We start from the raw sequence: 21,102 nt of genomic DNA on the forward strand, positions 1-21,102 counted from the left end.
AAGCGCGATATGGGCCGAAACCGGGGGGTTCGGTCGAAGAGGGGATGCCGCGCAGGGGGAAATATGGGGTTCAGGAAACTGGCTGCTGCTGTCGTGTGCGCCGGCATGGCGTGTGCCTCGGCAATCGTGGGCGCTTCTGCGCAATCACAAGCGGATGACGCATTGCCTGCGGTGTTCGCCACAGGAGGTTCTGGTCGGTTCATCGACTCGATCCAGTGGCTGCAATGGGCCGACTATGCTCAGTTCGCGGGCAATCCCAAGCCGAACGTTCCGGTTCTGAACGCTAAAGAAACCAAGAATTTCGTCAACTACCGCGATATGGGTGAGGCTGGGCGCCTGGTCACCACCTGCACGCTGTCCGATTTGAAACATCTTGGGCACGGTGAGCACCTAGATAACAACCATGCGGGTGGCCCCTACCCGCTGACCGATGAGCAGGCCTACGGGCCGCTGGTGGCTACTGTTCCCGGTGCCTGGGCAGGAGACACGCTGGACAACCTCTACAACATCGGCGGACCCGGTGAGTGGAAGGGTGGTAAGCCGGTCTGGGAAAACGGCATGCTTTACCCCAAGGATTACGTCAACAAGAACCAGATGCCCATCGGGCTGGCCAATGGCTATGCCTATAACGGAGCCAAAACCTGGGATGGCGGCTGGTGGCCCGAGCCGGGTGTCAGCCATCAGCCGACCGGCTACAACTCTCGGGTGAGTGTGAATCTCTCGTGCCGGGCAGAGCTGCGGGGAACCGACGGTTCGGTGAAAAACGTCCCGGTTTCGGGACTAGTTGTGGCCGACGCGGAGGCATCCTCCAAGCGCAGCGGCACTTGGGACGACGCTAACAAGGTATTCCACGGCGAGTGGAGCGACGAATGGGTGCAGGCAGCGACCACTCAGCCGGTCACATGGCGCCTGCTTGACAGGCTTCGCTCCGACGGATGCCCGACCACGGCCACTGCCAAATTCATGGCGGATGGGGCTATGCGTCTCATACCTGACGGTAAGGAATGTGTTTACCAAAACGGTGGCAGGTACTCCCGCCCCAATGGTCTGGGTGGGCCGAATGCGGTGATGTTCATGGAGGGGGCCACCTCGGCAACCGTCACCATTCAAGGGGCTGGTTACTCGGCCGTCGCTCTCGGATTGATCATCGCCACCGACTTCGGTGATGCTCCTAAGTCCTATGGGACAGCGTCTTCGCTGTTCCAGCCGACCTGGAACCAGGGCGAGGTAACCCGCGATACCGACCTGTTCACCATCAAGCAGGCTTATCTCGATGTCAAGAATGGCTCGCCCCATCTGGGCAACAGCCTTGATGCCGAAGGCGCCCAACCCTATTCCGACGATGCCTTGGGCGATGACAATAATGATCCGCAGGTTGATGACGAAGACGGCGTGAACTTCCCCGCCGACGGCATACGCACCGCCCCCGGGCAGAACTATTCGCAGGTGGTGGCCTGCGGCGGGTCCGGGCGGGTCGCAGGCTGGGTTGACTGGAATCACAACGGAACCTTCGATAGCGGGGAGAAGAGTGACGAGGTCCCCTGTCCGTCGACTGGCAAGGCGAAACTGACCTGGAAGGTACCCGACGACGTTGTGCGGTCCGTGGCTGGTGAGGATGGCACTGGGACTGAGACCTACGCCAGGTTCCGTATCACCAATGATTCAAACGCGTTGCTGCCCGTCGGCAACACGACCACGGGTGAGGTTGAGGACTACCGGGTGGCCGTTCGTGTGCCCACCGTCCAGCTGACGAAGAAGGTGGATGGTGCCTACGCCGGAGACTCCGCGCTGGGGGTCGACCAGTGGAACCTGACCGGCAAGGCGGGTAACACGGTCAAGGTCCAGGGCGCGGGAAGCACTGGCAACCCGAAGGCCGTCGGGGCGGGAGATCTTACCCTTGGTGAGCAGTCCTCCCACTCTGATGCTGCTGCCTATCAAGCCGCAAACTGGGTCTGCCAGCAGACTCCGGGCACTGTGGGAGAGCGATTCGGCTCCACCGTCCGCAACGATGACGGGCAGGGAAACGCCACACTGACAATCGCGGGCCAGGATCGGGTGAGCTGTGAGATCACCAACACGGCCAAACCCGGCGAGTTGATCTGGAAGAAGGTTGACGTCGACGGGAACAAGCTGGGCGGTTCCGAATGGACCCTCAGTGGCCCAGGTGTGCCACCGGCCACGACCGTGACCGACTGCACTTCGGCCCCCTGCCCGGCCGGTGCCTATGCTGACCAGAATCCCAGTAACGGCGAATTCCAGCTCACCGGACTCAAATGGGGAAGCTACTCGGTGACCGAGTCGAAATCACCCGCGGGATACACGGCGGTACAAGGTTCCCTCAGCTTCGATGAGGTCAACGCGGGGCGTTTGAGCGCGGGGCTTACCGACGGTGAGCATGTCGTAGATAACGGTGTGGTGAATCCGCGGCTGACCGGGCAGGTCTCGTGGTCCAAGACCGATGCCGACAACAACAAGCCGCTGTCCGGATCAGAGTGGAAACTGATCGCTCCGGGCGGGCAGGAGACGATCATCACCGATTGCACAACGGGGAGTTGCACTGGCACCGGGCTGCACGACGAGGACCCGGCTCCGGGCCGGTTCACCGTGGGTGGTCTTGCCTGGAACCAGGATCAGGACTACACCCTCGTCGAGTCAAAGGCACCCGCCGGGTACAAGCTTGACAAGACCAGGCATACCTTCCGCATCACGGTGGATGCCGACACCGGCAAGGTCATCAACCACAACTTCTCGGCTCCTTTCACCAATGAAAAAACCGAGATTCCCTCCATCCCGCTAACTGGTGGGACTGGAGCCTACATATTCCTGATCGGCGGCGGTGCGCTTGGTGCGCTGGCTGCGGGTCTCCAGATCTGGAGGAGGCGCCGGGCACAGAAGAACTGATTCGGGGGCAGTTCGCCCACGTGGAGAGGGCGCGGTTGTGTGCCGCTCCCATCTCCCAACCCACATTGAGTAACCCAAAAAATCATGGGTAACAACTGTTGAAAGGAACAGCCAACCAATGAGCACAACCACTCGCGTTGCGAGCCGTGTTGCTGCCGGAATCGGGGCATTGGCCATCGGCTTGTTGGGTTTTCCCAACGTGGCCTCTGCTGACCTCGGTGCTGGCAACATCAATCCTGATACCCAGGGCTCGCTGATCATTCACAAGCAGGAGTCTGGTTCGCAGGCCACCTCCGGCTCGGTGACTGGCACTCCTGACACCCAGGGCACGCCCGTCGCTGGTGTCAAGTTCACGGCCTACAAGATCACGAACCTCGATCTCACCCAGCAGGCGTCGTGGAACGGCCTGAAAGACTACACCGTCCCGGCGGATGCCTGTGGTGGAGGTTTCGCACCCCCGAAGCTGACCCTCCCGGCTGGTGGCGCCGCCACCTTCGACAGCGGCCATGACAACGGCCTCACCAACGCGCAGGGCGAGGTCACCATCGGTCAGCTGCCGGTGGGCGCCTACCTGGTCTGCGAAACCCTTACCCCGGCCAATGTCCTCAAGAAGGCTGCTCCCTTCCTGGTGACCATTCCCTTCCCGAACAACACCGTGAACAACGATGTCGCCGGGGCAAACGGTGAATGGCTGTACGACGTGAACGTCTACCCGAAGAACACCGTGGTCCAGACGCCCACCAAGGGCATCGATGTGTCCGCCCATGGTCTGCAGACTGGTGGGCAGGTGACCTTCCCGGTCGAGGTGACTGTTCCGAGCATCGCCGAGGGCGACCAATTCAAGTACTTCGTCATCAACGATGACCTTGATGGGAGCCTGACTGAGGGCAAGGTTGTGTCGGTGCAGGCTGGTGGCGTGGACGTCGACGCCGCCTACTACACCAAGACCGAGGGCGACCCGGTGAGCGTCGGATTCACCAAGGATGGTCTGGCCTGGTTGAAGACCCAGCCGAATGCCAAGATCACCGTGACCTTCTCGGCCAAGGTGAACTCGATTCCTGCCAACGGCATCATCCCGAACATTGCGGAGCTCTATCTGGACACCGTGCCCGGGGATACTCCTCCGGACACTCCGCCGACCACTCCGCCTCCGGGCACCCCTCCCACCACTCCAACCAACAAGGTTGAGCAGTCCTGGGGTGCGGCTCAGATCGTGAAGAAGGACGCGGACAACGCCAAGGCGCTGTCTGGTGCTTCCTTCCAGATCTACGAGTCCGATGCTCCCTACGCCGGTGCCTGCGGTACCACCAAGACCGGTGACCCGATCTCCATCAACGGTGTGGACACCTTCACCTCCGATGCCGATGGCATCGTGTCGATCGCCGGTCTGTTCGTCGACAAGGGACAGGCCAACTACACCGGCAAGGGGCGCCCGCCTGGCCCGCCAGGTGGCGGTCAGGTGCCTCAGGCGCAGACTAACAGGCTCACCAGGAACGCTCTGGGTGACTACACCTTCGCAAATACCGAGTGGGAGAACGGAAACACCCACCGCTGCTACGTGTTGGTGGAGACCGCAGCTCCGGCTGGTTACGTGCTGCCGACCGGCGGTAAGGAGTTGACCGCTCTCAAGGTGGTTCCGGGGAGCACTGCCACTGCTTCCACCGTTGACATCAACAACACCAAGCAGGATGTTCCGGGCCTGCCGCTGACCGGTGGTTCCGGCCAGGTGGTCATGCTGACCGGTGGTCTGGTGATGATCGTCGCTGCTGGCGCCCTGGTGCTGGCCCGTCGTCGTCACGTCCAGGCCTGATTCGCTGCGGTCTGCAGACCGTATGCGATGACCATCGCTGAATAGGGGGTGGGAGGTGAACTGCCTCCCACCCCTTACCATGTTCGATTGAGGAGAACAGTGAGGAACGACACCCCCAAACGCTGGCGGCTTTCCTGGGTAACGCTGGTCATCGCCCTGCTCGCCTTTTTCGGGATGCTCATCGCCAGTTATCCGACCGTGGCCAGCTGGTTGTCCCAGTATGCCCAGTCGAAAGTGGTGGAGAACTACCAGAACCAGGTAGACAACACCTACCCTGACGCGGTCACCCAGCTGCGCCAGGCACACGAGTACAACGACGCCTTGAGCGTCGGTGCGCTTCTTGAGGCTGACACCAACAAGCCGACCGGTTCGGGTACCAGCTCCGACGAGACTTTGGACTACGACCAGATTCTCCGGGCCGACGCCAATGGACTGATGGCCCGGCTCAAGATTCCTGCCATCGACGTCGACCTGCCGGTCCTGCATGGCACCTCCGACGAGACCCTGTTACGCAATGCCGGGCACCTGCGAGGCACGTCGCTTCCGGTGGGTGGGGAGAACACTCATGCCGTGATCACCGCCCATCGAGGTCTGGCCGATGCCCGGCTGTTCACCGACCTCGACAAGGTTCAGGTGGGTGACCGGTTCGTCCTGGAGGTCTTCGGTGAGGTGCTCACCTACGAGGTGCGCGAGACGAAGATCGTTGAACCTTCCCAGACAGAGTCGTTGAGGATGGAACCAGGGGAGGATCTGGTGACGCTGGTCACCTGTACTCCGCTAGGCATCAACACCCACCGGATCCTGGTCACCGGAGTGCGGGTCACCCCCACTCCGATTGAGGATGTCGAGAACGCGGGGGCTGCCCCCGAGGTGCCGCACTTCCCGTGGTGGGCGGTATGGCTGCCTGCGGGCACCCTGCTCATCGGTGCCTATGTCTGGTATTCCGGTTTCCCGCCCGGTTTCTGGGCCGAGCGCAGGCAGCGGCGAAACAACGCCTGAGTCGCTCAGATGGTCTGAGCTGTCTAGATGCAGTATCTCCTGGTCGTCACGGTGAGTGAACACCTTTGGGTGAGTGAGATACCTTCTTCTCCCTGGATCCTGCTGGTTGCATACCCGATCGGAACTGGTGGGATGGGCGAGCGGTGGAATGGGCCGTCACTCCAGCCGGGCTATGCACGGCGACCGGGAAGTGGCAACAATGATGCATCAATGTATCCGATCGCTGTCTCAGGGATGTTGTGCACCCCCTCCGGGAGTAATGTTCATGCGTCGGGTCGGTGCCATCATCCCCCGTTGTATTGCGTTTCCCTGATCCCGCTCGCCACGGGATGCTGGGGTGCCGTGATCAGACCAGATGGCTTCGGCCCGGATGCCCGGCATCATCCTTGGTGTCGGCGTCGCAGTGCCTGCCGACCCTCATCGGATCAGTGGGTGCAGCCCGCGGCCGAGCCCCGCCGCGGTGATCGCCGAGTGAGTGGAAGACGCAATGAAGATCGAACGAATGAGACAAAATCGCAGCCTGAGCTGGGTGTCCATCGTGGGCCTGATGGTCATGCCGCTGCTCATCGTCGCAGGGCTTGCCTTGACAACGTGGAATTCGGGAAACCGGATTTCCAACATCTCGGCGGCGATTGTCAACAACGACCAGCCGGTAACCATCAACGGGCAGTCCGTCTCGATGGGCAGGGAGCTTTCGTCGGCGATCGTCAACCAGGATGATGACATCAAGTGGTCTTCGGCCACCCAGGAGGAGGCCACCAAGGGGCTGGCCGACGGCACCTATGCGGTGGCGGTGGTTATCCCGCAGAATTTCTCCTCGGCGGCCACATCCTTCTCCGGTAACGACGCGGAAGCCGCCCAGCAGGCAACCATCGACGTGAAGACCTCTGAGGCGTCCTCGATTGCCGATGCTCAGATCGCACGCGATGTCGCGTCCTTGGCGGTCAACAAGCTGAATTCGACCCTCACCGGCACCTACCTGGACAACATCTACGTTGGCTTTAACACCACCGGCGAGCAGTTCGTCACCATCGCCACCGCTGCCGGGCAGCTGGCTGAATCCACCAAGAAGATTGACGAGGATCTCGACAAGGCCTCCGAGGACATCACCAAGCTGGACGAGGATGTCACGAAGATCACTGCCAAAAACCAGGAGACCACCGACCGCGGGACCCGGCTGACGACCGGCACCGGTGAACTGGCCACCAATGCGGGCAATCTCAACACCGGGATGCAAGATCTCAACGGGAAACTTACCCCGTTGCTCGACGGGGTGAACCGGCTCGCTCCTGATGCCGCCAACCTGGCCAACAACGCCAGCACCGTGAATACCGGGGTCAAGAGTTACACCGACAACGGCGCTGCGGTCGGCACTGCGCTGCGGGATCAGGCGAATGCGGCAGGTGAGCTCGCCAAGAACCTGAATACGCTGAACACCAATACTTCTGCACTGCAGAAAGCTGCAAATCTGCCTGCAGCCCCAGATACCCAGGAGATTGCAAGTGGTTCTAACACAGTGTCCACGAGTGCTGCCGAGGTGAGCAATGCGGTGGACACCTATAGAAAAGCCTTGGAGGCCACCACATGGAACGCCGAAGGTCAGGAGGCCTGTCTTGCCCAAGGACTGACTGATGAGCAGTGCCGCGCGGTGCTGGCTATCGGTTTCAAGGCGGGTATCGCTGCCGCAACCGCCAAGCTTGACCAGTCGGGTTTGGGGTCATCAGAGAATGGGGCGCCAGGAAAGGCCGCCAAGATGGCTACGGATGCAGCGGACCTGAAACAGAAAGTTGAGGGTTTTTCCCCGAGAGCTCAGGCTTTTTCGGCTGCGGCGGGTGAGTTGGCTAAAAATGCCCAGGGCCTGGGCGAGATCCCAGGTCTTGCCACCAGTGCCGGGAAAATCTCCACCGGATTGGGCGATCACGCCGGGCAGGCAGAGGATCTAGTCAACAATGCGGGTGGGCTGGCCACCAGTGCCAATGACCTGGCAACCGGTGCCGCTCAGTTCAACGATGGGGTCACTCAGACCTCCCAGCAGTTGCCTTCCCTGGGTGAGGGTGTGACCAAGTTGGCGACTGACACCAAGACCTTGTCTGATGGAACCACCACCCTGAACCAGGACACCCGCACCTACGTCGACGGGGTGAACACTTACACCACGGACACCAAAACCGCCAACGACAAGCTCACCGAGCTGAAGACGAAGAAGACCAAGGATCTGACCGACGCATCCGAGAAGCTGCAGACCTCGACGAGTACCTTCGCCGAGCAGATCGCCTCTGGTGCAGAGCTGGTGCCCAGCTTCGATGAGAGCGCTCGCGACAAGCTATCCACCGTCGTCACCGCGCCGGTGAGCAATTCAGTGGGTGGGTTGTCCTCGCCGATCACCCAGACCGTGATCCTGCTGCTGGGGCTCGGGCTGTGGTTCGGTGCCCTGGCCACGTTCCTCATCGTCCGCCCAGTGCCGTCCAAGGAACTCGCATCCTCGCAGCCGCTGTCCAAGGTGGCGTGGGCCTCCATGTGGCCTGGGTTCGCCGTTGGCGCAGTTCAGGCCGTGGTGCTCGGTGTCTTCGGCGGTGTGGTCCTTGGCCTCGGGCTCGGCGGCCTCACCAAGCTGACGATGGTCTTGCTGCTCATCTCCACGGCATTCATTGCGGTCAACCAGGCGTTGGCTGGATGGCTCAAGGGCACTGGGCGATTTATCGTGGTCGCTCTCGGTGTGCTTGCGACGGCCACCGGCATGGTCTCGACGGTCCCCACCTTCTTTACTGCTGTGGAGCACTTCTCCCCACTGCGCCCGGCACTGCGTTCCATCCGCAGCCTGGTGACCGGCGCGTCCTTGGTCTCCCCGCTTCTCCTGCTGCTGGCTTGGATCGTGGTCGGCGTGGGGGGCAGCCTGCTGGCGGTATGGCGCAAGCGCAACCTTTCCTTGGCCGCGGACGAGGCAGAGGACGAGAGCGACGGAATCGACGAGTCTCAGGCGGATCGGCAGGACTGGCTCGAATGAGGATGACAGCGGCGATGCCGCTCAGGCGCGTAAAGCCTCCACGAACCAGCTGGTGATTGAGGCGGGATGGGTGATCGCCGTACCGACGCACACCGTCCACGCGCCTTGGGCAAGTGCATTTGCTGCCTGCTGCGGGGTATGAATCCGTCCCTCGGCGAGCACTGGGCCCACCCCGAGCGCCACCGCCTCGGCGATCAGCTCATAGTCTGGGCCTGGGGTCTTTCTGCGCTCCCCGGAATACCCGGCCAAGGTGGTGCCCAGAATGTCGGCTCCGGCCGCTGCCGCGGCCTCGATGTCACCGAGTGAACCGCAGTCGGCCATCACCAGCACCTCGGGGTATTCCTGCTTGAGACCATCGATGGTCTCTGCCAGGCTGAGCCCATCGGGCCGGGGACGCCGGGTGCCGTCCAGGGCGACGATCTCCACCCCGATGGCGGCCACCGCCAAGCAATCGGTCAAGGTGGGGGTGATGTACACTCCCTCGTCGCCAACCTTCACGATGCCGATGATCGGGATCGACACGGCCTCGCGCATCCCGCGAAGGTCGTCGATGCCTTTGCCTCGAACGGCGGCGGCTCCGCCGGTCTCGGCGGCTTGAGCAATCTGGGTCATGGTCCGCGGGTCGAGCATCGGCTCACCCGGATAAGCCTGGCAGGACACCACCAGGCCCCCTTTGAGCGAGTGCAACACGGTGTCGGTGCTGGTCATCTTCTCTCCTGTCTTCTCCTGGCCGTGTTCTTCCTCATTGCGCACAGTGAAGGGTGGGGGCGTGTCGTATCAGGGGAGCCGCTGCGCCGATGATCGCCGCGGACTGCCCTAGGGCAGCGGGCAGCACCGGGATTGATTGCAGCCCGCTCACCAGTTCGCCGTGCAGTGCCTCGGTCATCGCCTTCCACCACAGCATCCCCGCCGAGGCCAGCCCACCGCCGACCACCACGACGTCGGGGTCGACGGTGGTGAGGATTCCGGCGATCGCTCGGCCCAACCCGGTGGCCGCCTCGACGACGATGCGCTGGGCAAGTTCGTCGCCGCCTGCGGCGGCCGCCACGACCTGTTTGGTGTCGCTCAAGGTCTCTTCGCCGCCCAAGGCCAGATAGCGGCGGTGGATGGCAGGCCCTGCGGAGAGTGCTTCCAGGTGGCCTTCCCGACCACAGGTGCAGGTCAGGCCCTCGGCTCCGGGAGCCGGGATGTGCCCGATCTCCCCGCCGATGTGGTGGGCTCCGGTGCGCAGCACCCCGTCCAGGATCAACGCCCCGCCGATCCCGGTTCCGGCGGCTACCATGAGCATTGAGGCCTTTCCAGCCCCGGCCCCCCGCCACGATTCACCCAGGGCGTGGGCGTCAACGTCGTTGTGCACCTCCACTTCCACCTCGCCGAGGCGTTCCCGCAAGCCGGTCACCAGATTGGTGCCGACCCAGCGGGGAAAGGTGTCGGTGGCCGAGACGATGGTGCCGGTCGCTGGATCCACCGCTCCCGCGGTGCCCACGCCCACCGCAGTAACCGGGCTTCCGCAGACCGCAGCCAACCGGACTGCCTCAGCCACTTGGTCGAGCACCACCTCGGGGCCCTCGGCGGCCCGCGTCGGCAGGGTGGTCACTGCGTGCAGCTTGCCGTCGGCGTCGACGATCGCCGCAGAAATCTTGGTGCCTCCCAGGTCGACCCCGACGGTGCTCACTTCAGCAGACCCACCTCACGCAGGATCGCCTCGATAGCTTGGTTGTCGGCCTCGGTCAGGGTCTTGAGCGGGGCCGGCATTGCCGGATGGTCGATGATTCCCAGCATGGCGGCGGCCGCCTTGAAGGCACCGATGCCACCTGCGTCACCGGAACGGCCCTGCGGGACGAAGGCGATCTCAAAGAGCCGGGCGATGCGCTCCTGCTCGGCACGACAAGCCTCCCAGTCGCCGGACTGGGCCGCCTTCCACAACCGCACGTAACCCGTGACATCCACGTTGGCCAGGCCGGGAACGATGCCGTCGGCACCGATCAAGGCCATAGCGTCGCACATGATCTCGTGGCCAGTGGACACCACCAGCGGGGACCCCGCGGCCCGGTTAGCGGCCAGCAGGCGACGGAAGGCGACATCGTCACCCGAGGAGTCCTTGACGCCCATGATGACCCCTTCGGTACCCAGGGTGACCAAGGTGTCAACGGTCAGCTTGCGCCCGACGCGCACCGGCACGTCGTAGGCGATGACTGGTACGCCGACGGCAGCGGCGACCATTCGGAAATGGTCGGCGATCTCGTCGGGGGAATTTAGCGCGTAGACCGGGGCGGAGATCACCACTGCGGTGGCGCCCAGTTCCTCGGCGCGACGGGCTTGGGCGATGGCGCGGGTGGCCGACATGTCGGGGCATCCCACGAGCACCGGGACCCGCCCTGCGGTCTTGGCGATCACCGCGGCGACGACCTTCTCACGGTCCTCGTCGCTCAGGTAGGCCACCTGACCGGAGGAACCCATCGGGAAAAGCCCATCGACCCCGCCGGTGATCAGGTGCTCCACGAGCCGATCCAGACTCGCGAAGTCCACCGAACCATCGGGGTTCATTGGTGTGATGACGGGGGGAACGATGCCGTTCAGAATATTCATTTCTTTCCTCACAAAAGAGACGGAACCGCGCCCAGCAGGGTGCGGGTATAGGGGTGTTCCGGGTTGTTGAAGAGCTTCTCTGCCGGGCCGGTCTCGACGATCTGCCCGGCATTCATCACGGCCATCCGGTCGGAGATGTAGCGGACGGTGGAGATGTCATGGGAGATGAAGACCATCCCGGTGCCGAGCTCTGCCTTCAGGTCGGTGAGCAGGTTGAGCACCTGGGCGCGCACCGAGACGTCGAGGGCAGAGGTCGGCTCGTCGGCGACGATTACGTCGGGCCCCAGGGCCAGGGCCCGGGCGATGGCCACGCGCTGGCGCTGGCCACCCGAGATCTGGCGGGGCAGCACGTCGAGGGCTGATTGTGGCAGGCCGACCAGTTCGAGAAGGTGGCTCACCCGCTTAAGGCGCTCGGCCTCGGTGCCGATGTGGTGCACCCGCATCGGATCCATCAGCTGTTCGCGCACGACCATCCGCGGGTTCAGCGCGGTCGCCGGATCCTGGAAGACCACCGAGACTCCTCGGCCCAGCTTGCGGCGGGTCGTGGCGTCGTAGCGCATCTGCTCGCCGTGGAACAGCACCGTTCCCTTGGTGGGACGTTGCAGGCCGACGAGCACGCGGGCCAGGGTCGACTTGCCGCAGCCGGATTCACCGACGATTCCGACGGTCTCGCCCCGGGCCACGGTGAAGTCGACATCGTTGACCGCGTGCACTGTTCCCGGGCGGAACAGCCCACCGGTGCGGGTCTTGTGGATGACGTGTACTCCACGTAGCTCCAGCACGGGCCCGCCGGGAGTGGGTGTGGTCTGTTCGCTCATGACAGTGCCTCCAGTTCCGGATGGGATGCATAGGAGTGGGTGGTTCCGGGGATGGTGCGCACTACCGGTTTGGTGTCGCGTCCGATCTCTGGATGCGAGGAACGTGGCGAGAATCGGTCACCGGCGACGAATTCACGCGGTGAGGGAACCACACCCGGAACCTGGTGCAGCCGCCCGGTGCCCGATTCGATGGACAGCACCGCACCCAGCAGGCCGCGGGTGTACTCGTGGCGCGGATCGGTGAGGATGTCGGTGGTCGGGCCGGTCTCCACCACCTGACCGGCGTACATCACGGTGATTCGGTGGGCCACCGAGGCCACCAGGGCCAGGTCGTGGGAGACGAACAACATGGCGAAGCCAAGCTTTTCACGCAGTTCGTTGAGCAGGTTCACCACCTGCTTTTGGACTGTGACGTCCAAGGCGGTGGTTGGCTCGTCGGCGATGACCAGTTTCGGGTTGCGGGTCAGGGCCATGGCGATGAGCACCCGCTGGCGCTGGCCACCGGACAACTCGTGCGGGTAGGACCTGAGCGTACGCACCGGGTCGAGACCCACCAACTCCAGCAGTTCTTCGGCGGTGCGCTGACCGCCACGCGAGGTGAGTTGCTTCATCTGGGCCCTGATCAGCATCGACGGGTTCAGTGAGGACAGCGCATCTTGATAGATCATGGCGATCTCATGGCCGCGCAGATCGTTGTGCTCCTTGGGCGACAGCCCCAGCAAATTCACTCCGTTGAACTCGATCTTCCCGGACAACTGGGCAGTCTTGGGCAGCAAACCCATCACCGCCATGGAGGTGATCGACTTGCCGCATCCCGATTCGCCGACCAGTCCCATCGTCTCACCGGGGCGGATCATGAAGGATACGTCGTCGACCACGTTGACCTCGCCGTGGGCGTCGGGGAAGCGGATCGATAAGTTCTTCACATCCAGCAGCGGGGCCGCATCTTCGGTGTATACGAAACGGTCGGTGCGGGTCTGCTCGGCGGTGCGCAGCATCTCCAGCCGGTCACCGAGGGAGACCATCTCGGCACTGGATGCGAGGACCGGGGATGTGCGGTGACTAGTGCTCTCGGCGGGGTCGTCCAGTTCCACCTTGCGACGCAACTTGGGAGAGACCATGGCGTCGGTCATGCCCTCGGACAGGATATTCAACGCCAAGGTGGTGACCAAGATGGCCAAGCCGGGGAAGAAGGTGGCCCACCACCCACCGTTGAGTAGCAGTTGTTTGCCATCGGCCAGCACATTGCCCCACGAAGGGTTGGGCGGCTTCACACCGGCATTGATGAACGACAACGAGGCCTCGAAGACGATCGCGTCAGCGACCAGTACGGTGGCGAAGACCAGTACCGGGGCGATGCAGTTGCGGGCGACATGCCGGATGAGGATCCAAGCGATGGGAGCTCCCATCACCCGCGAGGCCGAGACGTAGTCTTCACCGAACTGGGACAGCACATTGGCGCGCACCACGCGGGTTAGCTGCGGGGTGTAGAGGAAGGCGATGGCCAAGATCAGTACCGGTAGCGAGGAGCCCCACACGGCGACGAAGACTGCCGCCAGGGCAATGCCGGGGAAGGACATGATGATGTCCAGCACGCGCATCAGCACCTCGGAGAACCATTTGCCGCCGGTCGCGGCCAGCGAACCCAGCACCGAGGCCGCAGCCAGGGCCACCAGGGTGGCACTCAGGCCGATGATCAGCGAGGACCGGGCTCCGTATGCGACGCGGGCGAAGATGTCGCGGCCAATGTGGTCTGTGCCGAACCAGTGCTCGGCTCCCGGCCGGGTCATCGGGGTGCCCGAGGCCAGCGGATCGAAGGAGGAGATCCATGGAGCGAGGACGGCCATCAGCGCCACCAGCACCAGTACGCCCAGGGCGATTGCGGAACCGAGCGGCAGTTGCTTGAGACGCAGCCCCGGCTCGGAGAGTTTCTCGGTTAGTCCACGACGCATGATCATACCGTCCTGATTCGCGGGTTCACCAGGACATAGAGCACGTCCACGATGATGTTGACGACGATGAAGGCAATGGCCACGGTGAGGGTCACGCCCTGCACCAAGAAGACGTCGTTGCGGGTCACGCCGTCGAGGATCAACTGGCCCATTGCCTGGATGTTGAAGATGATCTCAATGATCACCGCGCCACCCATCAGGTAGCCGACACGCAGGCCGAGAACGGTGATCGGGGTGATCAAAGCATTGCGCAGCACGTTACGGGCGACCACCACGTGTTTGGGAATCCCGGCGCCGATCGCGGTGCGCACATAGTCGCGGTCGAGTTCTTCGACCATTGAGGTGCGCACGACGCGGGTGAGCGATCCGGCTACCGGCACCGCCAAGGCCAGGGCCGGCAGCGAGATGTTGTTGGACCAGATTCCCGGGTCGTCGGCGAAGGGCACCCACCGAGAGACGACCGCCGGGAATAATGCCGCGCCACCCGGCACATTGGCCAGCCATTGGATTAGCAGGATAGCCAGCCAGAATGATGGGGTGGCCAGGCAGGCGATGGATAGCACACGAATCACCTGGTCGACCCAGCGGTCCCGATACAGGGCGGCGAGCACCCCGAAGACCAGAGCCATCACCGCGGCGATGAGCAGGCCAATGAGGGTCAGCTGCAGAGTGATCGGGAAGGCCTTGGAGACGAATTCGGTAACCGGTACGTTCCCGGCCGAGGTGCCGAGGTCTCCATGGAGCATCCCGCCCAGGAAGCGGATGTAGCGCACGAGCAGCGGGTCGTTGAGCCCGTGCTCCTCCCGGTATGCCTCAAGGGCCTCCGTCGATGCTGCCTCGCCGAGAGCCAACCGGGCAGGGTCGGCAGGGGAGAAAGACATCACAAAGAAGACCAAGAGGGTCACACCGAGCACCATGACCGGAAAGGCGACCAAGCGCCGTCCGATCAGTCTCAGCAAAGTGGTCACGAGGGGTTCTCCTTCGGTCCGGGTTGTCATCGTTGACAGTGGATTGGGAGTGCTCGCGGGGGTGATGTGCGCCACCCCCGCGAGGCGTTTTGCGGCTCATTCGTCGGCCGCCGGGACGTGGAATCCACGTCGTTCACGGGACCCGTTGCGGGCGGTCCACCCCGGTGGGACCGGCATCAGGCTTCGGTGCTGGTCCCGGGTGCGGATCAGGCGAGGCTGGTGCCCACATCCACGAAGCTCAGGCCGGTCAGCGAGATCGGCTTGAAATTGACCAAGGTGCCGGCGTCCCAGGCGGTGGTCGACTTGCGGTGGAACAGCGGGTAGAGCGGCACATTGTCCGAGATGAAGTCGAACAGCTCACCCCAGATGCTCTTCTGCTCAGCGCCAGAGGCGGCAGCGCCCTTGTCGAGCAACTCTTGCACCTTGGTCCAGGAATCTTGGCCTTTCCAGTGCATCCGGGAATCGGTCCAGGTATCACCGGAGTACCACCAGCGCATCAGCAGGTCGGGATCAGCGCCAAAGACCGAAGGATCGCCAGGGGCGATCACCGCATCGTAGGCTTCGGGTTTGCCGTCGATCGCGTTGTAGACCGCGGCAGACTTGTCCTGGCTGAACTCGACGGTCAGCCCCGCGGCTTCCAGGCACTCCTTGATGATCGGGGTGGCCTTCTGCACCCAGCCGTGGTCGGTGCACAGCAGGCGGATCGAGGTGAGCCCTGTCTCGGCGAACAACGACTTGGCCTTGTCCAGATCGAAGGAGTAGACGGTAGAGGCCCTCTTGTACTCGGGATGGGATTCATGGAGGAAGGATGTGGCCGGTGAGGCATTGCCCAGGTAGGCGGTCTGGATGATCTTGTTCATGTCCAGGGCGTAGAGGAAGCCCTGACGGTTCTTGAGTTCGTTGAATGGTGCAGACCCGCAGTTGAACATCGCGAACAGCAGGGAGAAGCCCTGCACCGATTCGACGGTTGCCGAGGCCTTTAGGGTCTCGACCGACAAATCGGGAACCAAATCCATAACCTGCACGGCCTTCGAGGTCAGACCGTTGGTGCGGGTCGATTCGTCGGGCATGACCTTCCAGATCATCTTTGCGGCCTTAGCCGGGCGCTCGCCGGTGTAATCGGCATTGCGCTCGAAAACCAGTTGCTTCGAAGTGGCCGAGTTGTCGGTCATCTTCCACGCGCCGGTACCTACGGGATTGGCGTCGAATGCCTTCGGGTCGGCCATCACGACGGCTTTGGGGACAATCTTGACAACTGCCAGCCGCTCCGCGATCAGGGAGAAGGCGTATTTCAGCTTGATCGTGACGGTGGTGGTGTCTTTGGCGGTCACCGATTCGATGAACGGGATGAAGGCGCGGTACAGGGACTTGTTGTCCGGGTTCATCACGCGCTCGAAAGAGAAGACGACGTCGTCGGCGGTGACGGCGGTTCCGTCGTGGAAGACCGCGCCTTCACGCAACGTGACCTCGTAGGTGGTGTCGTCGGCCTTGGTGGGCTCCCCATTGGCCAGCGCGGGGTAGACCTCGCGATTTCCTGAGGGAAGAATCTCGTAGAGACCCTCGAAGACGTGCCAGTTGGCCGCGATGGTCAGCGCCGAGGTGGTGGTCATCGGGTCGAAACCATTGGTGCCCAGTTCGTAAGAGATGGCTGCGGTGATGGTTCCCTCGGGGTTGGCCGATGCTGCGCCAGCGGTTGCCCCCGCGGTGCCACCGTCCTGCTTACGGCCACAGGCCGACAGGGTTCCGGCCAGCGCCGATGCCGCGCCGATAGCCCCCACGAGGCCCATGAATCCACGACGGGAAGTGTCGAGAGCCGGTTCGTTCTTCATGAAAGTCTCCTAAATGTCAGACGTCCGATGTCTGATATGATGCGATTATAAACACGTTGACCTCATGGGAGGCAAGCGATGAAACAGGGACGTGATGCTGCACAGACCACCACATCAGCGATCAAGGACCTCATCTTGGCAAGGGGACTTCATCCAGGAGACCTGATACCGACGGAGGCCGAGCTCATGGAAGAGTTCGGTGTATCCCGGTCCAATGTCCGCGAGGCTGTGCGTACCCTGGTGGCGCTTGACATCCTTTGTGTACGGCACGGTACGGGAACATTCGTGGGCGATCTGTCGATGCGTCCCCTGGTCGATGCCATGGTCTTCCGCGGCATCATGCAGCGTGGCTCCGACGCCGGGCTGCTCGAGGAAATCGTCGAGGTGCGCAGGGGGCTCGACCTGTCTTTGGGTGCCCGTATCGTCGAGCGATTGACCGGGACAGATGCGGTCGAACTGCAAGAGTGCGTCGAGGAGATCAATGCTTGCGCCAGACGTGGCGAGAATTTTGCCGATGCCGACCGTCGTTTCCACCTGCTGCTGGCAAGGGAACTCGGCAACAATGTCTACTCCCAGCTGGTGACCGCTTTCTGGGACATTCACACGGCCATCGGGGCGAGGTTCCCCAAGGCAGGCCGGGAAGAAATCAAAGCCACCGCGGATGCCCACGAACGGATGCTGGAATCCGCCGTCGCCGGTAATCTGGATGCATATCTGGAGGCCGTGAGGGCTCACTACGACCCCATCCTGCATGTGCTGGCCGGTTGTCGTGAGGCTTCCTGAGGTAGTGAGTGGGCATCATCGGTCCAGAGAATTTGTGACTCAATTGTGATCGCCTCGACGTATTGCGCCGAGGCGCTGGAATGCTGGAGAGGTTCATGGAAGTCGTGATCTGCAAGGACGCCGCTCAAGTTGGCGCCGTCGCCGCAGCAAAGGTGGCCCAGGTGGCCCGTCGGGTTGGGCCTTCGGTGGTGCTGGGGGTCGCCACCGGTTCCTCCCCGCTCGCCCTTTATTCGGAACTTGCCGCCCTGGTTGCTGCAGGCAGCATCGATCTTTCGCATGCCTCGGCTTTCGCCCTCGACGAGTATGTCGGGTTACCTCAAGGGCATCCGGAATCTTATGCGGAGGTGATCCGGCGCACCGTTACTGAACCGCTGGGGCTGGATCCCTCGCGGGTGCACGTGCCCGACGGTTTCGCCGACGACTTGGCCTTGGCCGCCGAACAGTACGAGGCAGCGATCGCCGCTGCGGGTGGCGTCGATGTGCAGATCCTGGGCATCGGGGCGAACGGCCACATCGGTTTCAACGAGCCGACCTCCTCGTTGTCGTCGCGGACCAGGATCAAGATTTTGACCCCTAGAACGCGCGCCGACAATGCGCGATTCTTTGATTCCCCCGAGCAGGTGCCCATCCACTGTCTGACCCAGGGGCTTGGGACCATTCTCGACGCCCGCGAGGTGGTGCTGGTGGCTAATGGGCAGAGCAAGGCTGATGCGGTACGGGCCGCTGTCGAGGGACCGCTCACCGCGATGGTGCCTGCCTCGGTGCTGCAACTGCACCGGTTCGCGACCGTCGTCGTCGATGAGGCCGCCGCCGCTGGATTGACCACTGGGGATTTCCACGCCTTCATCCGCGACAATAAGCCCGAATGGCAGCGATACTGAAGAACGGTTATGAGCACTGAAGGGCGGCCATGAGGATTCGCGCAGCGCGGGTGTTCACCGGGGAGCAGATGCTGGCCGACGCGGTGGTCGTCGTCGCAGGGGAGCACATCGTCTCGGTGGACGCCGCAGGGGATGGTGGTGTAGTTGATCTTGACCTGGGGCAAGTGACCCTGGCTCCCGGTCTGGTCGACACCCACAATCATGGCGGGGGTGGAGTCGCCTTCACCGAGGATCCTCTGGTTGCCGCCCGGCTGCACCGCAGTCATGGCACGACGACGATGATCGCGTCCACCGTCACCCAGTCATTGGCCGATTTGCGGGCACAGATCGAGATGCTCGCCGGTTTCGTCGAGAGCGGTGAGCTGGCTGGCATCCATCTGGAGGGGCCGTGGCTCGCGCCCGAATACAAAGGTGCCCATCCCGTCGAACGGCTGCGTGATCCACTGCCCGGAGAAGTGGCCGGGATTCTGGATGCCGGACGGGGTGCGGTGCGGATGGTCACCATCGCGGCCGAGAGGCCGGGAGCCATGGAGTCGATCGGTTTGATGGCTTCGCGTGGGGTGATGCCCGCGCTGGGGCACACCAACTGCGATTATGAGCAGGCCATCAAGGCGATTGGGGCGGGGGTGCGTGGAGCCACCCACCTGTTCAACGCTATGCCGGGGCTGCATCATCGCAGGCCAGGACCTGTGCTGGCCCTGCTCAACGACGACCGGGTGTGGTGCGAACTCATCGTCGACGGGGTGCACCTGCGCCCGGAGTTGGCCGGGTGGGTGATGGGCGCCAAGCAGCGGGTGGTGTTGGTCACCGATGCGATGGCCGCCGCGGGCTGTGACGACGGGTCTTATGTACTCGGCGATCTGCCCGTCGAGGTGGTGGACGGGATCGCCCACATCGCAGGGACCAACACCATCGCTGGATCTACCCTCACCCTGTCGCGGGCAGTACAGGTGGCGATCGGCGCCAAGGTGAGCCCCGAGGTCGCGCTGCGCGCCGCCACTGCGAACCCTGCCGACTACCTTGGGCTGGAGGGGGTGGGGCGTCTGCTTCCGGGCCACTGGGCCGATCTCGTCGTCTTCGATGCTGACTGGAGCGTCAACCGGGTGATGTACCGAGGTTCCTTCCTTCCCTAATTCGTGACCGCTGGCTGCTCGGCACTGATTCCGTGGATCACGGTGCGGTGGAATTTGGCGGTGGTCAGTATCCCATCATTTGGCGAGTAGCCTTCTGGGGTGATGTGGGCTTGGCTGGCAATGATCGCCGCCGCCCTCGGATTGTTCACGCCTCGGGTGGTGGGCACCGCCGCGATGCTGCTGCCCGTGGTGCTCGTCGGTACCTGGCTCGGAACGCTGGTCGTCAAGCACGTCGCTCAGCGCACCTTCGACATCGCGACGTTGATCACCTCAATGCTGGCTGCCGGTGCATTGGTGGTGATCTGAGGGCACCAGTGACGGATCGCTTTTTCTCTTTCCTCATAACGCTGGAATAGTTCTTGGCAACCTTCCCGGAAGAGCGGACAACGTGGCAAGTCGCGGAAGGTGGACAATGGAGCAAGTCTGACGACGCACAGGAGAATCAAGTGACCTCAGCCGAAGAACCACAGATCGTCCCCTCGGGGCTCATCGACGACATCAGGGCCGCCGATGCCGCAGGGTTACGTCGCATCGCGGTTGCCGCGGCTCGTGAGGCCCTCAAGTGGACTGGCGGAGAGGACATCACGGCTAATGCGCTCATCGATGTCGTGGAGGATGGCCTGTACGGACCATCGAACGAACGCGACATGCTTCAGGTGCTGACCGTCGAGACCGATGAGCGGTACTGGGCTGCTGTGGATGCGGCAGAAGCCGCCGGTGACCAGGATGCGCTGGAAGCCGCGACCAAGATCTTCTGCCGTGCCCGTGCCTTCCTATCGTGCTGGTATGCGGCCGATCCCGACGGGCTGAAGGCTGCCATGGAATCGGTCTATGAGGCGATCACCGCGACGAATAACGCCAAGCTCATTGCCCGGGCCGTTCACCGGGTCATCTGAGTTCACCCCACGGGTGAACTGGGGTGCAATCATCGCAGGCCGATGGAATCGACGCGAGGTGCCGAAGCTCGGGTGCCCGGCTGGATTACCGCAAAGTCTTGCTCATTGGGCAGTGAGCAGCGGGAACACGAGATCGGTGTTGAGCGGTGCCTGGCCGGGGCCCGGATCGGTGGGATCGACCCAGCGCATCTCGGCGATCTCGGCACGTACCCGGGGCGTGATCCGCTGACCGGAGACGAAGACGTGAGCGAGCAATGGGACACCCTCGTTGACAGCGGTGGATTCAAAGGTTCCCAGCTGGGTAAGGCACCCGGGATCCAGATCGACCCCGAGTTCCTCGCCGACCTCCCGGACCACGCAGTCCAGCGGGGTCTCCCCGCTTTTTGGTTTGCCACCCACGAGCATCCATCCCCGGGTCCCGTGTTTGCGCACGGTCAGCACCCGGTGGTCATCGTCGAACAGACAGACGGCTGAGACCTCAATCACGCCCTAAGGGTAGTCCTCGGTGTATTCCCCCCGGGGTTTTCTCAGGGCCCCGC

Annotated in this window: 17 protein-coding genes; 9 read left to right on the top strand and 8 right to left on the bottom strand. The window is 63.1% G+C overall.

Features of this window, described 5'->3' with window-relative positions; all coding sequences use genetic code 11:
- Positions 1-63 precede the first annotated feature (63 nt).
- From HMPREF1531_RS05700 to HMPREF1531_RS05715, 4 genes are all read left to right on the top strand, one after another.
- The gene (locus tag HMPREF1531_RS05700) at positions 64-2,901 is read left to right on the top strand and encodes a CshA/CshB family fibrillar adhesin-related protein (RefSeq protein WP_016668974.1); all 2,838 of its coding nucleotides are present in this window, start codon (positions 64-66) and stop codon (positions 2,899-2,901) included.
- Positions 2,902-3,019: 118 nt separating this feature from the next.
- Positions 3,020-4,711, top strand: a complete 1,692-nt coding sequence (locus HMPREF1531_RS05705) for a SpaH/EbpB family LPXTG-anchored major pilin (protein ID WP_016668975.1) — start codon at positions 3,020-3,022, stop codon at positions 4,709-4,711.
- Between the two features lie 99 nt (positions 4,712-4,810).
- Entirely contained in the window at positions 4,811-5,710 is a 900-nt protein-coding gene (locus HMPREF1531_RS05710; protein ID WP_016668976.1) for a class C sortase, read from the top strand.
- Positions 5,711-6,197: 487 nt separating this feature from the next.
- Positions 6,198-8,714 carry a YhgE/Pip family protein gene (locus HMPREF1531_RS05715; protein ID WP_016668977.1) on the top strand — a complete coding sequence of 839 codons (2,517 nt, stop codon included), beginning with the start codon at positions 6,198-6,200 and terminating at the stop codon, positions 8,712-8,714.
- A 21-nt stretch (positions 8,715-8,735) separates the two neighbouring features.
- Here the strand turns inward: HMPREF1531_RS05715 and HMPREF1531_RS05720 are convergent, their stop codons facing one another.
- The 7 genes from HMPREF1531_RS05720 to HMPREF1531_RS05750 all read right to left on the bottom strand — a co-directional run bounded on the left by HMPREF1531_RS05720 (position 8,736) and on the right by HMPREF1531_RS05750 (position 16,870).
- Positions 8,736-9,422, bottom strand: coding sequence for an N-acetylmannosamine-6-phosphate 2-epimerase (locus tag HMPREF1531_RS05720; RefSeq protein WP_016668978.1), 687 nt, complete (start codon positions 9,420-9,422; stop codon positions 8,736-8,738).
- Positions 9,423-9,456: 34 nt separating this feature from the next.
- Positions 9,457-10,389: an ROK family protein gene (locus tag HMPREF1531_RS05725; RefSeq protein ID WP_016668979.1), complete on the bottom strand. Its 933-nt coding sequence runs from the start codon at positions 10,387-10,389 to the stop codon at positions 9,457-9,459.
- Positions 10,386-11,303: a dihydrodipicolinate synthase family protein gene (locus HMPREF1531_RS05730; RefSeq protein ID WP_016668980.1), complete on the bottom strand. Its 918-nt coding sequence runs from the start codon at positions 11,301-11,303 to the stop codon at positions 10,386-10,388. The genes HMPREF1531_RS05725 and HMPREF1531_RS05730 overlap by 4 nt, the downstream gene beginning before the upstream one ends.
- A gap of 8 nt (positions 11,304-11,311) precedes the next feature.
- Positions 11,312-12,121, bottom strand: coding sequence for an ATP-binding cassette domain-containing protein (locus tag HMPREF1531_RS05735; RefSeq protein WP_016668981.1), 810 nt, complete (start codon positions 12,119-12,121; stop codon positions 11,312-11,314).
- Positions 12,118-14,073: a dipeptide/oligopeptide/nickel ABC transporter permease/ATP-binding protein gene (locus tag HMPREF1531_RS05740; protein ID WP_016668982.1), complete on the bottom strand. Its 1,956-nt coding sequence runs from the start codon at positions 14,071-14,073 to the stop codon at positions 12,118-12,120. Before HMPREF1531_RS05740 ends, HMPREF1531_RS05735 begins: the two co-directional genes overlap by 4 nt.
- Before the next feature lie 2 nt (positions 14,074-14,075).
- Complete coding sequence (locus tag HMPREF1531_RS05745) at positions 14,076-15,041, bottom strand: ABC transporter permease (protein WP_016668983.1); 966 nt, start codon at positions 15,039-15,041, stop codon at positions 14,076-14,078.
- 206 nt (positions 15,042-15,247) lie between these two features.
- Entirely contained in the window at positions 15,248-16,870 is a 1,623-nt protein-coding gene (locus tag HMPREF1531_RS05750; RefSeq protein ID WP_016668984.1) for an ABC transporter substrate-binding protein, read from the bottom strand.
- A gap of 78 nt (positions 16,871-16,948) precedes the next feature.
- On the opposite strand from HMPREF1531_RS05750, the gene HMPREF1531_RS05755 reads away from it, so the two are divergent.
- The 5 genes from HMPREF1531_RS05755 to HMPREF1531_RS05770 all read left to right on the top strand — a co-directional run bounded on the left by HMPREF1531_RS05755 (position 16,949) and on the right by HMPREF1531_RS05770 (position 20,563).
- The gene (locus HMPREF1531_RS05755) at positions 16,949-17,653 is read left to right on the top strand and encodes a FadR/GntR family transcriptional regulator (protein ID WP_016668985.1); all 705 of its coding nucleotides are present in this window, start codon (positions 16,949-16,951) and stop codon (positions 17,651-17,653) included.
- Positions 17,654-17,748: 95 nt separating this feature from the next.
- Entirely contained in the window at positions 17,749-18,534 is a 786-nt protein-coding gene (gene nagB / locus HMPREF1531_RS05760; RefSeq protein WP_036897332.1) for a glucosamine-6-phosphate deaminase, read from the top strand.
- 29 nt (positions 18,535-18,563) lie between these two features.
- Entirely contained in the window at positions 18,564-19,667 is a 1,104-nt protein-coding gene (gene nagA, locus HMPREF1531_RS05765) for an N-acetylglucosamine-6-phosphate deacetylase (RefSeq protein WP_016668987.1), read from the top strand.
- A 99-nt stretch (positions 19,668-19,766) separates the two neighbouring features.
- Positions 19,767-19,973, top strand: coding sequence for a hypothetical protein (locus HMPREF1531_RS13615; protein WP_156860189.1), 207 nt, complete (start codon positions 19,767-19,769; stop codon positions 19,971-19,973).
- 140 nt (positions 19,974-20,113) lie between these two features.
- Entirely contained in the window at positions 20,114-20,563 is a 450-nt protein-coding gene (locus HMPREF1531_RS05770) for a hypothetical protein (protein ID WP_016668989.1), read from the top strand.
- 102 nt (positions 20,564-20,665) lie between these two features.
- Here the strand turns inward: HMPREF1531_RS05770 and HMPREF1531_RS05775 are convergent, their stop codons facing one another.
- Positions 20,666-21,049: an NUDIX hydrolase gene (locus HMPREF1531_RS05775; RefSeq protein ID WP_016668990.1), complete on the bottom strand. Its 384-nt coding sequence runs from the start codon at positions 21,047-21,049 to the stop codon at positions 20,666-20,668.
- Positions 21,050-21,102 lie beyond the last annotated feature (53 nt).

The sequence above is a fragment of the Propionibacterium sp. oral taxon 192 str. F0372 genome (assembly GCF_000413315.1).
GTDB lineage: Bacteria > Actinomycetota > Actinomycetes > Propionibacteriales > Propionibacteriaceae > Brooklawnia.

What these genes read in the sequence shown, in the direction of transcription:
- HMPREF1531_RS05700 (WP_016668974.1), top strand. Translation starts at nt 64, where the DNA reads ATGGGGTTCAGGAAACTGGCTGCTGCTGTCGTGTGCGCCGGCATGGCG.
- HMPREF1531_RS05705 (WP_016668975.1), top strand. Translation starts at nt 3,020, where the DNA reads ATGAGCACAACCACTCGCGTTGCGAGCCGTGTTGCTGCCGGAATCGGG.
- HMPREF1531_RS05715 (WP_016668977.1), top strand. Translation starts at nt 6,198, where the DNA reads ATGAAGATCGAACGAATGAGACAAAATCGCAGCCTGAGCTGGGTGTCC.
- HMPREF1531_RS05720 (WP_016668978.1), bottom strand. Translation starts at nt 9,422, where the DNA reads ATGACCAGCACCGACACCGTGTTGCACTCGCTCAAAGGGGGCCTGGTG.
- HMPREF1531_RS05730 (WP_016668980.1), bottom strand. Translation starts at nt 11,303, where the DNA reads ATGAATATTCTGAACGGCATCGTTCCCCCCGTCATCACACCAATGAAC.
- HMPREF1531_RS05735 (WP_016668981.1), bottom strand. Translation starts at nt 12,121, where the DNA reads ATGAGCGAACAGACCACACCCACTCCCGGCGGGCCCGTGCTGGAGCTA.
- HMPREF1531_RS05740 (WP_016668982.1), bottom strand. Translation starts at nt 14,073, where the DNA reads ATGCGTCGTGGACTAACCGAGAAACTCTCCGAGCCGGGGCTGCGTCTC.
- HMPREF1531_RS05750 (WP_016668984.1), bottom strand. Translation starts at nt 16,870, where the DNA reads ATGAAGAACGAACCGGCTCTCGACACTTCCCGTCGTGGATTCATGGGC.
- HMPREF1531_RS05755 (WP_016668985.1), top strand. Translation starts at nt 16,949, where the DNA reads ATGAAACAGGGACGTGATGCTGCACAGACCACCACATCAGCGATCAAG.
- nagB (WP_036897332.1), top strand. Translation starts at nt 17,749, where the DNA reads ATGGAAGTCGTGATCTGCAAGGACGCCGCTCAAGTTGGCGCCGTCGCC.
- nagA (WP_016668987.1), top strand. Translation starts at nt 18,564, where the DNA reads ATGAGGATTCGCGCAGCGCGGGTGTTCACCGGGGAGCAGATGCTGGCC.